General features: G+C 60.8%; 11 protein-coding genes. 4 read left to right on the top strand and 7 right to left on the bottom strand.

What is annotated here, in order from left to right:
- Positions 1–67: 67 nt before the first annotated feature.
- The gene (locus IPP03_07085) at positions 68–1,807 is read right to left on the bottom strand and encodes a SulP family inorganic anion transporter (protein ID MBL0352415.1); all 1,740 of its coding nucleotides are present in this window, start codon (positions 1,805–1,807) and stop codon (positions 68–70) included.
- Positions 1,808–2,045: 238 nt separating this feature from the next.
- On the opposite strand from IPP03_07085, the gene IPP03_07080 reads away from it, so the two are divergent.
- Entirely contained in the window at positions 2,046–2,432 is a 387-nt protein-coding gene (locus IPP03_07080) for a hypothetical protein (GenBank protein ID MBL0352414.1), read from the top strand.
- A 99-nt stretch (positions 2,433–2,531) separates the two neighbouring features.
- On the opposite strand, the gene IPP03_07075 is transcribed toward IPP03_07080, so the two are convergent.
- The 3 genes from IPP03_07075 to IPP03_07065 form a co-directional block, all read right to left on the bottom strand.
- The gene (locus tag IPP03_07075) at positions 2,532–3,320 is read right to left on the bottom strand and encodes an enoyl-CoA hydratase (protein MBL0352413.1); all 789 of its coding nucleotides are present in this window, start codon (positions 3,318–3,320) and stop codon (positions 2,532–2,534) included.
- A 138-nt stretch (positions 3,321–3,458) separates the two neighbouring features.
- Positions 3,459–4,187 carry a hypothetical protein gene (locus IPP03_07070; protein MBL0352412.1) on the bottom strand — a complete coding sequence of 243 codons (729 nt, stop codon included), beginning with the start codon at positions 4,185–4,187 and terminating at the stop codon, positions 3,459–3,461.
- Between the two features lie 42 nt (positions 4,188–4,229).
- Positions 4,230–5,843, bottom strand: a complete 1,614-nt coding sequence (locus tag IPP03_07065; GenBank protein MBL0352411.1) for a mechanosensitive ion channel family protein — start codon at positions 5,841–5,843, stop codon at positions 4,230–4,232.
- 207 nt (positions 5,844–6,050) lie between these two features.
- On the opposite strand from IPP03_07065, the gene dnaE reads away from it, so the two are divergent.
- Positions 6,051–9,497, top strand: coding sequence for a DNA polymerase III subunit alpha (gene dnaE, locus IPP03_07060; GenBank protein ID MBL0352410.1), 3,447 nt, complete (start codon positions 6,051–6,053; stop codon positions 9,495–9,497).
- A gap of 147 nt (positions 9,498–9,644) precedes the next feature.
- Complete coding sequence (locus tag IPP03_07055) at positions 9,645–9,794, top strand: hypothetical protein (GenBank protein ID MBL0352409.1); 150 nt, start codon at positions 9,645–9,647, stop codon at positions 9,792–9,794.
- Positions 9,795–10,210: 416 nt separating this feature from the next.
- Here the strand turns inward: IPP03_07055 and IPP03_07050 are convergent, their stop codons facing one another.
- From IPP03_07050 to IPP03_07040, 3 genes are all read right to left on the bottom strand, one after another.
- Positions 10,211–11,269: a hypothetical protein gene (locus IPP03_07050; protein MBL0352408.1), complete on the bottom strand. Its 1,059-nt coding sequence runs from the start codon at positions 11,267–11,269 to the stop codon at positions 10,211–10,213.
- 584 nt (positions 11,270–11,853) lie between these two features.
- Positions 11,854–12,423, bottom strand: a complete 570-nt coding sequence (locus IPP03_07045) for a cache domain-containing protein (GenBank protein ID MBL0352407.1) — start codon at positions 12,421–12,423, stop codon at positions 11,854–11,856.
- A gap of 43 nt (positions 12,424–12,466) precedes the next feature.
- Positions 12,467–13,033: an acetate uptake transporter gene (locus tag IPP03_07040; protein ID MBL0352406.1), complete on the bottom strand. Its 567-nt coding sequence runs from the start codon at positions 13,031–13,033 to the stop codon at positions 12,467–12,469.
- Between the two features lie 528 nt (positions 13,034–13,561).
- Here IPP03_07040 and IPP03_07035 point away from each other — a divergent pair.
- A complete protein-coding gene (locus tag IPP03_07035) occupies positions 13,562–14,284 on the top strand; it encodes a hypothetical protein (GenBank protein ID MBL0352405.1) in 723 nt (240 codons plus the stop codon).
- Positions 14,285–14,421 lie beyond the last annotated feature (137 nt).

The raw sequence follows: 14,421 nt of genomic DNA, 5'->3' as shown, positions 1-14,421 counted from the left end.
GGCGCGCGGGTGCTGAGCGAAAAGGGGCTCGAATGAGCCCCTTTTCTTGCCTGGGTTTGCTTGCCATTCACGGCGTCGGGATTGGCTCCGGGGGGGATTGCTGAGCGCCGGTACTGTACTTCTTCTCGAAGGCTTCGGCAGCCTTCTTGACCGAAACGAAGAAATCCTGCTTGCCGATTTCCTCGGACAGTCCGACGCGAGCCAGTTCCTCGAGGAAGGGACGCGGCGCGTCGGCGATCTTGACGTCGACCCCGGCATCGGCGAGCTCCTGGTGCAGTTCAGCAAAGCGCTGTGCTGCCGTGACGTCCATGTCGTGAATCGCCTGGGCGTCGATCACCAGCCACTTGACCGGCGGATCAGCCGCGTCGACCAGCGTCCTGATGCGCGCCATGACGTGCCGCGCATTGGCAAAGACCAGAGGCGCGTAAAGGCGGTAGATGAGCAGCCCGGGCACGCTTTCCGCGTCATCACCCACTATGCAGTGGTGAAACTTGCCGTCTCTCTTGAGCCGGCGCAGCACCACGTCATCCGGGCGCGAGATTTCCACGAGTACCGAGATCAGAGACAGCAGCAGGCCGAGAATGATCCCCGGCACGACCCCGGCAATCAGAATCGCCACGGTCACGCTCATGCCGATCGCGAACTCGATGCGGTCGATCTTGTACAGCGCCGACAGCGACGCCACTTCAAGCATGCCGATGGCTGTGACGATCAGTATCGCCCCCAGCGCCACCTTGGGCAGCAGGGCGATCAGGCCGGTCAAGAAGAACAGGAAGAGGAGCAGGCCGGCCGCCAGCACCAGTTGCGCCACCTGTGACTTGCCGCCCGCCGAATCGACGATCGAAGTACGTGACTGGCTGGCCGATACCGGAAAGCCCTGCCAGAGTCCGGCGAGGATGTTGGCCGAGCCGAGCGCCACCAGTTCGCGATTCGGGCGGATCTCGTAGCCATTCTTTTCCGCGAAGGTCTGGGCCAGCAGAATGCCGTCCGAGAAGGCGAGGAAGGCAATCGCCACCGCAGCCGGCGCCAGCGTCGCAATATCCCCCCAGTGTAGACCGGGGATCGCCAGGTGAGGCAGGCCCGAAGGCACCTCACCGACCAGCGCCACGCCGTGGCTGCCGAGATCGAGAGCGAAGGTGACGACGAGCGCCACCGCACAGGCGGCCAGCGCGCCCGGCACGCGCGGGAGCCAGCGGGCGAGGGCCACCAGCAGGCCAACCAGGGCGACGCCGAAGAAAAAAGTCACCAAGTGCGTCTCGGGCAACTTCCCGATCACGGTGAGGACGATTTCGAAGAATTCCTCACCCTCGGTCTTGATGCCGAACATCTTGCCCAGTTGCGTCGCGATCAGGACCAGCGAGGCGCCATTCAGGTAGCCGATCAGCACCGGACGCGACAGAAGGTCGGCGATGACCCCCAGCTTCAGCCGCGCCGCGAGAATCAGCACGATGCCCGAGAGCAGACTGAGGACGGCGGCCAGCATGACGATGCGCGCCGGATCGCCGCCCGAAAGCGGCAGGATCGCCGAACCCGCCAGCAGGCCAATCGCGGCATCCGGTCCGGCGATGACGTGCCGCGAACTGGAGAACAGGGCGTAGCCGATTGCCGCCGCCAATGCCGCGTAGAGGCCGGTAATCGCCGGCAGGTGCACCAGTTCGGCATAGGCGATGACCGACGGAATCGAGACGATGCACGCGGAAAGCCCGGCGATGGAATCCTTGCCCAGCCATTCGAGGCGGTAAGCTCTCAGCGTGGCGAGCAGGGGTAAACTGGATTGCAGATACTTGGAAAACGAGGCCACGTTCATGGGTCAGGCTCCCGGTGGAAAGGTGCAGAGCGGAAATATACTACCTTGCGGCGCTGCGCGCGCGGAAAGCGGTCGCCCGACCCGCCTGGCGAGTTGATGCATTTTCCATATCTCGTAGCCCTGATGAGGGGACGCGGGGGGAATTTCCCGTCCACCGTGAAGTATTTCGCACTTCGGGGAATCTTGTGCTTTCGTCTCCGGTTGCGGGCGGCTAGCCTACCCGGAGAAGGAGTTCGAAATGGATAATTCCCTGAACCAGAACTTGGGCATCCACCCGCAGGCGACCCAGTCTTCGCCCTTGGGAAATGGCGCTGGTGCCCTGGTCATCGACAACCGGTCGGCAGTCTCGTGGCAGTGGGAGCACGATGACCGCGTGCAGCGAATGCAACTGAGGCGCGCCGGCGAAGTGTCCTGCGCCGACGTCGTCGTTCCGGTCTGGTCGCTCGCTGACGAGAGCGAGGGGCTTCCGCGCTGCGAAGGCAAGTTCGTCCGCTACTGCGATATTCCAGCCGAACTGCTGGGCGCGTTTCGCGAGCAGCAGTTGCTGGCGGGCAGACCGTTTTCGGGAGCCGCCTTCGTCGAAGATTTCCAGTTCTTTGCCGATATCCTGGCCCACAACTGGTGAGCGCTTGCTGGCTGCCTCTGGCTTGACTCATGTTTTCGCAACACGAGCGCTATGAGTTGACCGGCTACGCACAGCGCTGACCGCGCCTGGCGCGCCGCTTCAGCACCCCTTGTATTCCGGTTTGCGCTTCTGCATGAAAGCGTCGATTCCTTCCCGGGCATCTTCGCTCATCATGTTGCAGGCCATCACTTCGCTGGCGTAGTCGTAGGCTTCGGTCAGGCCCATTTCCAGTTGCTTGTAGAACATGCCTTTGCCGATGCGTACGGCGATAGCGCTCTTGGCGAGGATCGACTGCACGAGGCGCTCGACCTCGGCGTCCAGCGCATCGGCCGGGACGACACGATTGACCAGCCCCTTGGATTTTGCCTCCATGGCGTCGATGAAGTCACCGGTGAGCAGCATTTCCAGCGCCGCCTTACGCCCGAGGTTGCGGGCGAGGCCGACGGCAGGCGTCGAGCAGAAGAGGCCGACGTTGATGCCGGACACGGCGAACTTCGCGACGTCAGCAGCGACCGCCAGGTCGCACATCGAGACGAGCTGGCAGCCGGCGGCGGTGGCGATGCCGTGCACGCGGGCGATCACCGGTTGCGGCATGCGGGTCAGGGTCAGCATCAGCTCGCCGCATTGCCGGAACAGCGCCTGCATGTAGCCCTTGTCGTGGTTGGCACGCATTTCCTTGAGGTCGTGTCCCGCGCAGAAGGCCTTGCCGGCGCCGGCAATGACGACGACGCGCACGGCTTCATTGGTGGCAATGGCGTCGAGTTCGTCCTTGATCGCGGTCAGCATGTCCTTCGACAGGGAATTGAACTGGCCCGGGCGATTGAGGGTCAGCGTGGTCAGGCCGTCGGCACGGTCGCTACGCAGGACAAGCGGGTTTTCGAAAGTCATGGCATCTCTCCATCTGTTGTTCTGAAGCTGCAAGCGTAACCGCATTGCGCATCGCGTCAAGGCTCGCGGCGCGGCCTTGCCGATGCTGCGGCGGCCCTGAGATCATCCGGGCACCGGTGGAGGGCAGGCGGCGGGTGATCAGCTACCGTTGATCAGCGCATCCGGGATCAGATAGAACTCCCTGCCGCCGATGCCGATCCGCCAGTTGTCGTTCTGGCGCTGGGCGGAAATCCTAGCCCCGTCGTCGGTGGTAAATTTCTTGTCGGCATAATGCAGTACGCGGGTTCGGCCATCGGGGCCGTAGGCGATCCAGATCTGGGCGCTGTGCGTGGCGAAGTGGCGCACGACGCGGAAGTCGCACTGGCGATCGAGCGTCTCCTTGTCCTCAGAGCATCTGATCTTGCCGGAGGCATCGTATTTGGCCGGCGGCGTCGCCCCCTTGGCGGCGGACGCCGGTCTGCTGGTGATATCGATCTCGAAGGTGAAGTCAGCCGACTGATTGCTGCTGGCGGCATTGCCCGTCAGATAGACACGAATCGTGTATTCGCCGTCCTTCGGCAACAGGCCGGAGAACTGGTTGCCCGAGACCGAGCCGATGAAGAGCGGGGTATCGTCCGACGCCAGGACGTTGAAGTAAGCTGGTGTCTTGCTTGCCTTCAGGGTAATGTCCATGTTCTGGCCGGCAGCACCGCGCAGGCGGTAATCGATGACTTGGCGGCCCTTGATGCTGCCCTTGACCGTGGCGCCGCTTGTGCCTTTCTGAAACTGCACCTGCTCGTGGCGGATGTCCGCTTCGGCCAGCGCGGGTCCGCCTGTGGCAAGCAGCGCGAAGGCGATGGCGATCATCAAGGGCTTGTTGATTTTCATGGTTTTTCGGGAGTTGACCGCAACAGCGGCGATGTTGGGCTTTCAGTCCTTCTCTGCTGGCGCCAGATGCCAGTCCTCCGTTTTGACCACCTTGGCTTGCGCCGGGTCGCCGAGGTAGTGCGGCGACATGATCTGCACATTGTACTCGTTGAACACGTCCTGGATGTTGGCGTGCAGCATGCTCATCACCTCGGCGCGCGGACGCGGTTCAGTGGGTACGGCCTGCGCGACGAGGCGATATTCCGGGTAGAAATCGGAGAGTGCCGTCTGGAAGACACGCGGTGCCGGTGTTTCGAGGATGCCAGGTGTGCGGTTGGCCGCTTCGATCAGCATGGCCTCGACCTGACGCCACGGGGTGTCGTAGCCGATGGTGACCGTGGTATCAACGATGAAACCCTTGCCATGTACGCTACGCGAATAATTCTTCGTTACCGAGCCGGTGATCAGCGAGTTGGGGATAGTCAGCTCTTCGCCGAGGCCGGTGCGGATGGTCGTCGTGAAGGTGCCGAGGCGAGTGACCGTGCCCTCGTTGTCGCCAACGCGCACATATTCGCCGACCTGAAGCGTGCGCGTGTAGGTCAGGATCAATCCCGAGGCGGCCTGGCCGACGACACTCGATGCGCCGAGCGAGACCATCAGGCCGAGTAGCACCGAAAGGCCCTTGAAGGCGTCGGTCTCGGCGCCGGGAAGGTAGGGATAGGCCATGGCGACGGCGAACAGCCAGATGCCGATGTTGAACAACTGGCGCGTCGTCGGCAGCGTATCCAGGCCCAGCCATGCGGGCGCGGAGCCGCCGCGCGACAGTCGTTCGAGGAAGCGGCCGAGAAACTGCACGGTAAAGCGTGCCAGCAGTAAGATGGCAATGGCAATGCCGAGGCCGGGGATGGCGCTGATGATGCCGCCGCCGATCTCCAGCGCAATCCCGAAGAAGTAGCCATTGAGGCGCTCACCCCACGGGCGGGTATACGGGAAACTTGAGAGGACGATGCTGAGCCATTCATAAACGAGCATGGCGATGAATGCCCAGCTGACCACCGCAAGCACGCGGCGCAGCAAGGGGACCAGGTGTTCTCCTTCGACTACCTGAGTACCGCCGATTTTTAGCGCGGCCACCTTGCGCTCGGTGATCGCCGTGAGGATCCGCGAGACGCGGTCGCGCAGCCGGCCGAGGCCCCACAGTAGCAGCACGAAGATCGCCGTAGCCGCCGCCGCCCACGCAGCCCCCTTGAGCATGGCGTGCAGATTGCGCACCTCGTCGGTTTCGGCGATGACCTGCTCGAGGTTGCGCGCCGCCTGGGCGGCTACCTGTTCTGGCTTTTCCTGGCGCAACTGGTCGACATCACCGGCGGTAACGACGAAGGCCAGCGTGTCGCCCATCATCACCAGTTGCCCTTCGGGGTTATCCCGGATGGCAACATTGTGTTTTCCGCCGCGCGCCAGTGCATCGTCGATCGTGGACTTGGCGCGCGCGGCCCGGGGGCGTGGCGCGACGCCAAGGAAATCGCTGCGGAAGACGACGACGGTCCGGTTGAAGATGACCAATGGCGCCTCGTTCGCGGAATTCGTCTCGGCTCCGCTCTTGTCTGCCGCCGTGGCGGGCAGGGCGGCAGTCAGGATCAGGCAGAGGATGGCGACGAGACGCAGGATGACAAACATTCGAGACTCCGGTTGGCAGATGCCCGGCGCGACCGTTCGGTGCCGTCGGGAATGCGGTGATTCTAGGGATTCTGTGAGCGATTCGTCAAATTTTGGTGCGTTGTCATGGAAATGTTTCAAATCGGGTGAAATTTGACCGTTCACCGCGACAGTTTTCGTGGGGACGATTTTTCGGCGCGGGTTCGGCGCCGCGTTAAAATGCGGCTCATGACTCCCCCGCGTTTTGTCCACCTTCGCCTCCATTCCGAATATTCCGTGACCGATGGCATGGTCCGCATCGGCGATGCCGTCAAGCGGGCGGCGGCCGACGGCATGCCGGCGCTGGCGCTGACTGATCTCGGCAATCTGTTCGGTCTCGTCAAGTTCTACACTGCGGCCCGCGGCAAGGGTCTCAAGCCGGTTGCCGGGGCCGATGTGTGGATCGCCAACCGCGAGGCGCCGGACGACGTCTCCCGCCTGCTGCTGCTTGTGCGCAACCGGGACGGCTACCGGCAGCTTTGCGAGCTGCTGAGCCGGGCCTATCTGGTCGACGGTCGGCGCGACCGGGCGGAAATCCGCCGCGAATGGTTTGACGAAATCGGCAGCGACGGCCTGATCGCGCTCTCCGGGGCAAATCGCGGTGATATCGGCGAGGCCCTGATCAACGGCAACTTTGACCAGGCCGGCGAACGGGCGAAGGCCTGGGAGGCGATCTTCCCCGGCGCCTTCTATCTCGAAGTGCAGCGCTACGGGCAGCCGCAGCAGGAATCCGTGGTCCAGCAGACCGCCGATCTCGCCGGCGAACTCGGTCTGCCGCTGGTCGCCACGCATCCCGTTCAGTTCATGAACCGCGACGACTTCCGCGCTCACGAGGCGCGGATCTGCATTGCCGAAGGCTACGTGCTGGGCGATACGCGTCGACCGAGGCTCCATACCGGGGAACAGTATTTCAAGACCCAGGCCGAGATGGCCGAGTTGTTCGCGGACCTGCCCGAGGCGCTGGAAAATTCTCTGGAAATTGCCCGCCGCTGCAACATCGAGCTGACGCTGGGCAAGAATTTCCTGCCCGATTTCCCGACGCCGGCAGGAATGACGCTCGATGACTTCCTTGTGGCCGAAGCGCGAGCCGGGCTGGAGAAACGCTTGGTCGAGCTTTTTCCCGACCCGGAGGAGCGCCTGAAACGCCGCCCTGAATACGACGAACGTCTCGCCTTCGAGTGCAGGACCATCATCCAGATGGGCTACCCGGGCTACTTCCTGATCGTCGCCGACTTCATCAACTGGGCCAAGAGTAACACTGTGCCGGTAGGCCCGGGCCGCGGTTCCGGCGCCGGCTCGCTGGTCGCCTACAGCCTGCGCATCACCGACCTCGACCCGCTGGCCTACGCCCTGCTGTTCGAGCGCTTCCTGAACCCGGAGCGGGTGTCGATGCCCGACTTCGACATCGACTTCTGCCAGGACAACCGCTGGCGGGTCATCGAATACGTCCGTCAGCGCTACGGTTCGCAGGCGGTATCGCAGATCGTCACCTTCGGCACCATGTCGTCGAAAGCGGTGATTCGCGACGTCGGCCGCGTCTTCGGCCTGCCGTATTCGTTGTGCGATCGTATTTCCAAAATGATCCCGATCGTCCAGAACAAGCCGGTATCGCTGGCCGAGGCGCTGGAGCAGGAGCCGGCGTTGAAGGAGCTGATGCGCGACGAGCGCGACGGTGAGTCGGTCCGCGAACTGTTCGATCTCGCCGGTCGACTAGAAGATTTGACTCGAAATGTCGGCATGCATGCCGGCGGCGTGCTGATCGCGCCGGGCAAGATCACCGATTTCTGCCCGATCTATCAGGCCACCGGCAGCGATGCGTCGCCGGTCTCGCAATTCGACAAGGACGACGTCGAAAAGGCCGGTCTGGTCAAGTTCGACTTCCTCGGCCTGCGCAACCTGACGATTATCGAGCTGGCCGTCGAATACGTTCGCCGGATGACCGGCGAAAGGCTCGACCTGATGGCACTCGGCTTCACCGATCCGGCGGCCTACCAGATATTGAAAGAGGCCAATACGACGGCAATCTTCCAGGTCGAATCGGAGGGGATGAAGAAGCTGCTGAGAAAGCTGCAGCCCGACCGTTTCGAGGACATCATCGCCGTGCTCGCGCTCTATCGTCCCGGCCCGCTCGGTTCCGGGATGGTGGACGACTTCATCCTACGCAAGAAGGGCCAGCAAAAGATCGACTATTTCCATCCCGACCTGACCGCCTGCCTGTCGCCGACCTACGGCGTCATCGTGTACCAGGAACAGGTGATGCAGATCTCGCAGATCATCGGCGGCTACACGCTGGGTGGCGCCGACATGCTGCGCCGGGCTATGGGCAAGAAGAAGCCCGAGGAAATGGCCAAGCATCGGGCGACCATCGCCGCCGGGGCCAAGGAGAAAGGTTATAACCCGGCGCTGGCTGAGCAATTGTTCGATCTGATGACCAAGTTCGCCGAGTATGGCTTCAACAAGTCGCACACCGCGGCCTACGCCGTCGTCACCTACCACACCGCCTGGCTCAAGGCGCACCATTGCGCGGCCTTCATGGCGGCAACATTGTCGTCCGACATGGACAACACCGACTCGGTGAAGATCTTCTATGAGGACACCATCGCCAACAAGTTGAAGGTGCTCGGGCCGGATGTGAATGTCTCGAATTACCGTTTTGAGCCGGTCGACCGTGGCACCATCCGTTATGGCCTGGGGGCGGTCAAGGGCACCGGCGAGCAGGCGGTCAATGAAATCCTCAAGGCACGGGAAAGCGGCGGGTCGTTCAAGGATCTGTTCGATTTCTGCCGGCGCTGCGACAAGCGCATGGTCAACCGCCGCGCCACCGAGGCGCTGATCAAGGCCGGTGCCTTTGACAGCATCGATGGCCACCGCCACCGACTGCTCGCGTCGGTCGGCGTGGCGATGGATTTCGCCGAGCAGGCCGAGCGCAACTCGATGCAGACCAGCCTGTTCGATGTCGGCCCGGCCGCCGAGGAACACGCTCCGCAATACATACCCGTGCCGCCCTGGGGCGAAAGGGAGCAGTTGATGCAGGAGAAGACCGCGCTTGGCTTCTTCTTCTCCGGGCATCCCTTCAACACCCGCAAGCAGGAGTTGTCGCGCTTCGTGCGGCGCTCGCTCAAGCAGATGGAACCGTCCAGGGAGCCAACCCTGCTCGCCGGTATCGTGGTCGGCGTGCGCACGCAGATGACGCGCCGGGGAAAGATGCTCCTGGTCCAGATCGACGACGGCACGGCAACGCTCGAGGTTTCGGTATTCAATGAGCTGTTCGAGGCGGAGCGCGCCAAGATCGTCATCGACGAGGTGCTGATCGTCGAAGGTAAGGTCAGTTACGACGATTTCTCCGGCGGTAATCGTGTCACCGCCGAAAAGTTGATGACCGTCGGCGAGGCGCGCGCCCGCTTTGCCAGGCACCTGTTGCTGCGGATGAACGGGGGCTCGGACGCGCACAAGCTGAAGTCGCTGCTGACGCCGTTTGCACCCGGTCCGGCGCAGGTGCGGGTCAGCTACCGCAACGCAACGGCCGAGTGCGAAATAGTGCTCGGCGACGCCGTGCGCGTGCGCCTCGACGACACGCTGCTCGACGCCCTGAACGGCTGGCTGCAGTCGGAGAACGTCGAGATCGTCTATCACTGAACGATGGGCAGCCCCGGTCTTCGCTGATTCGCGCGTACGGGCAAGGGGCGGGCCTGGTTTCGGGAGCGCAAACCCCCGGATGCCACCCACAGTCCATCCTTCGGTCTGCTGCGCATTCGCGGTGTTGGGTTCGAGAGTGGCTGCTTGATGAGCGCATGGATCGCCGGGCACGCCGCCAGCAATATCGCCTACAACGTCACTCTTGACAACAAGATCAGGCGGATTGGTGTCTCGGAGGCGGTTCAGGCCAACCATCCCTGTGCCGCCTGCCCGATTCCCGATGACTTGATGTGCTAAGCGGCGAGCCGCAACACTCGGGGCGTTGATGGGAGCAGCCAAAAGGCGATTGTCGCGGTCGACCGGAAAAAAGAGGCAAAAACGATGTTCTTTGAGGCGACTGAAAAAAATTGGAAAATCAAAAAACTGAAATGACTCTGACCCCAAAGGCACAAGAAAATCCTCGCCGGTGTCGGACCACCTTAGTCTCGTCAATTCCTCGCCAATCATGCAAACCGAATCGGCTAACTGCGGTTTTCAGGTTGCTACCCAGCGATCCACTGGCGTTGCAACGGCCGAGCCTGCCGTGGGTTCCAGCTACCGGTTTAGCACACCGTCAAGCGGCACGAGGCTGTGGCGCCAAGAAATTACATAAGGTGAGACAACATCGTGGTCTCTGTCCACAGGCTTGCCGGGTTAATCATCCGCCCGCACGCTCAGCGCGCTCGGCGGCGCTCGCCGCGCGCTTTCGCTGCCCCTGAGACGAGGCTGCTGACCGCAGCCGCCTGCTGCTGCTTCCTCCGCCACGCGCCGACCCAACCGAGACTTTTGAACAACAGCAGGGTCAGGACCAGCGCCAGCACGGGTAAGCCGATGCCGAGCAGCATGAACGCGTCTTCTGTCGCGAGAAGGCCATTGACCGCCCATTTGAAGTTCATGCCGAAGAAGCCCGTGAGGAAGGTGAGCGGCAGGAATACCCAGGAAATCACGGTCAGGCGGTTGATCTGCTCGGATTGCCGGTTGGCCTGGTTGGCGCCATAGCCCTCCATTGCTTCGCTGGTACGCTGACGATAGCTGTCGATCCGCTCCACCAGATCGATCAGGCGTTCGCTGTAGGTGTGAAGCCACGGTGTGGCCTTTATGCCGACGCTGGCAATTCCGATTCCGCCGGCCGTCGCGATCAGGGCCTTCAGCGTGTTGCACAGGGGTACCAGCCGCCGATGTAGAGACGAAAGTTCCCGGCGCAGGTCGGCCAGGGCGAACAGTTGCTCGGGCTTGGGATTGAGGAAAATATCGTCCTCCAGCTTGTCGAGGATTTCGTCGGCACATTCCAGCCGCGGGTACAAGCCGGTCACCAGCTCATTGAGTACAAACCCGATTGCGTAGTCCGGATGTGTGGCGATGCTGTCGGTGATTTGCCGGAAGCCCGTGTGCCAGCGGTCCCGGCCGGAAACCGCTCCATCAAACACGGTGATGAGCCATGCGGGAGAAGACAGCAGATGCGCCTCGACGACTCCCCGCTTGCCGCCGTTCGCCCAGGTCGAGAAACGCATCTGCTGCGCGCTGATCTCGCAGCGCGACGACTGACCGAAGCGCGACAACCAGGCGCTTGCCGTTTCGTCCAGTTGCAGCGCGCCAGCCAGTGCCGCGAATTCGTCGGCCGTGGCGCTCGCAATGTCAAGCCAGAAAAAGCCCGACTGCGGCAAGCTGGCAGCCAGATCATTGCCGGACAGCGGCGTGCTTGCGCCTTGTGCATCGATTAGTGTTGCCTTCATGACGAGTTGTGTCTCCCGACGTCAGTGGTTTGCATCCAGGCGCAAGATCCGCCGTTTGCAAGATATACACGAGGCGCAGACCATGCAAGAAGATCGTAGGTGGCTCAGGTATGCGACGAATTTGTAATCCATGACTCTCCAGGAGGGCCGTATGCTCATCCAGACCGATCCACGCGCATCCTATTCGTGACCTGTGCCGCCTACCATATTCCCGATGACTTGATGTGGTAAGCGGTGAGCCGCAACGCTTGGGGCGTTGATGGGAGCGGCCAAAAGGCGATTGTCGCGGTCGACTGGAAAAAAGGGGTAAAAGCGATGTTCTTTGAGGCGGGTGGAAAAGGTTGGAAAATCAAAAAACTGAAATGACTCTGACCCCAATGGAACAATTTTTTCTCCATGGCGGAGCGTAGCGGCGATGTTTTGCAATTGCGGGGACAAACGACAGATTGGCCTTCTGTTGAGTTAACAGAAGGCCAATCTACGAGTTGCTACTTGGTTTGTCGGTGGCGCTGAGGGGAAATGACGATCGTCTGGCTTGGTTGATTCAATGGTGTTTGAGCACTAACCTGGCGACACCTGAGACATCAAAATGCCGGAACCTTGGCCGGATTAAATTGCCGCTCCAGTAGCTTGTTCAAATCGGCGAGTGTTGTGCTGTCGTCATAGATACCAGCGCCGACTTGAATGCCGGAAGTGAACGAAATATCCGCCGCCAGGGAATACGATAATTTTCGCGACAAATTACCAGCCCCCAGCTTCGGCCACGAATATTCAACCCACCCGCCAGTGGGGTTTCGACCGGCTTTGCAGAGTTCCTGGAAAATGAATTTGCCGCTGTTGTCCTGAATCTGCATGATCGGTCTACCCACCAGATCGGGGCGGAACGGATGGGCGATCATTCGGTCTTTTCGACAGTCAAAGACGAACACATAACTATCCTTCCAGGTCCAAGGCCCAGTCGTGTTGTTGAATGCTGAAAATCCGGAAGGCCCCTTGGCGTTCAGGTACTTTGCGGCGGAGCGGACTTTCAGGACGACTTCGTCCGGTGTGGCGGCGTCGTTACCGGCGGCCATAAGCGTGCCGGTGAGACTGCCGCAGGCGATAGTGGCGCACAAGACTTTGATAAATTTAATCACTTTGATTTCCCCTGTCATAGCTTGACGAGTTAGAGATTGCATTTTAGCTGATGGTCGCTGGTCAGGCTTTGAGCCATGGTTTGCCAACCGGGAGCACATCGCGTCCAAAGACGTCGGCGTAGATGAGGTGGGCCATGATGTACCACGCAGCGGCAGCAGCGATCATGAGTTCATAGCCGGCAACAACGGTTAAATTGGGAAATCCAAAGTGCGCCAGATCAAGCAGGATAAAACCAATCAAGAGGAACGTAAAGGTTAGCGCCAGCGCGTTACTGATACGCATCGAGCCAACCCACAGGATCGCGGTGAAGGCTGTCCAGGCGACAAGAAACCAGCCGATGTCCGTCTTGCTGGAGGTGTACAGGTCGTAGTGGTTGCCGATCAGCAGGAAGGTCAATGAGATCCAGAAGCAACCATAGCCAGTGAAGGCGCAGTAGCCGAAATTATTCCCGGTCTTCAGCTCCTGCAGCCCGGCAATCATTTGCGCCATGCCACCAAAAAATATTCCCACCCATATCACTGGGCCAAGACCCATCCAGCCAACGTTATGAAATTGCAACAGCATCGTTGTCAAACCAAAGCCAGCCAATCCAACTACGGCTGGATTGCCGAGTTTTTGTTCCGCCATAACACCCCCTGTTATTAATTTTGCATATACAGATCACTTGCTGCCAAGTGATCGCGAGAACACATCTTGCCTTCATGAGAAATTGAGAAATCTCAGCCCCGTCACAACGAAAGAACAAAGCCTATCAAAACCACTCGGTAGTATCCAGCGATAGGTTAAGAATGCTGATGAGTCGGTGCGATTGGTCGTTCTCCAGTATATGTCAGAAATCTAGCGCCGATAACAAATGCAAACTTGCACAGATCTGCGAGTGCGATACTGGATTCCCCCTTTCTCCGTCGAACCATGGCAGTGAGTGTTGGCCAACGGACGACCGGGTTCGTCATCGGCATTGCGCTTCAGTGGGTGAAGTAGTCGGTACCCCGGCGGCGCGCGGGGCGACTTCCGGCAGGATATTTTGGGTAAAAAACCACAGCAAAGCGCGCTGAATGGGCGATTTGCGAAGCAGAAGGGGTCACCGGCACCGTTACGTGTCATGCTCGCGAATTCCCGTGGTGGGACTTCATCAACTCGATTGAGCGGCAAGACGTGGACACGACAAATCAAAAATATTCCTCGCTGCGCGAAGAACTCCTGCCTTTCGTCATTCGCCCCGCGGTGACCGAAGAGGATTTTCACAAGGCGGTCGATATCCGCCACCGTGCCTATGCTCGCCATATTCCCGAGTTCGCCGCCAGCCTGCGGGCGCCGGAGTCCGAAGATTACGACGACGGCTCTCTCGTGCTGCTCGCTGAGGCCAAGCTTGACGGTTCGCCACTGGGGACGATGCGCATCCAGACCAATTCCGGTAACCCGCTGAAACTCGAGGAATCGATCAGCTTGCCTTCGTGGCTTGCGGGAACAAGCCTGGCCGAGGCTACCCGTCTGGGCGTCGAGCAGAACGCGGTCGGTCGGATGGTGAGAATAGCGCTTTACAAGGCCTACTTTCTTTACTGTATGGAAGAGGCCATCGAATGGATGGTCATCACGGCGCGCAAGCCGCTTGATCGGCTCTACGAGGCCCTGTTGTTCCGGGATGTCCTTCCCGGTGGCACACTGGTACCCATGCACCACGTCGGGAATATGCCGCATCGTGTGATGGCCTTTTCAGTCCCGGATGCTCACAGCAATTGGGTTGCAGCCAAGCATCCGCTCTACTTGTATGTTTTTCAGACAGTGCACCCGGACATCCGTTTGCCAGAGAGGGTCAGCCGGCGATTGGTTGACAAGCGCGAGGCGTATGAACTGCGCAGTGCCGAATACCTGATGTGATCTTGTCGCGGGATCTCGTGCGTATGCGGGGTCGGTAAGGCAGCGCAATTTTCACCCTTCGCGCTCTCTCGCGATCAGCGGCTTGGGCGTCCGCCATTTCGCGGAAAATTCCCTGATTCGAGTCTGACAGACTTGCC

The organism is Candidatus Dechloromonas phosphoritropha (genome assembly GCA_016722705.1).
Classification (GTDB): domain Bacteria; phylum Pseudomonadota; class Gammaproteobacteria; order Burkholderiales; family Rhodocyclaceae; genus Azonexus; species Azonexus phosphoritrophus.
The sequence above is the reverse complement of the archived record's forward strand: the minus strand, read 5'-3'. Positions and strand labels throughout refer to the sequence as shown.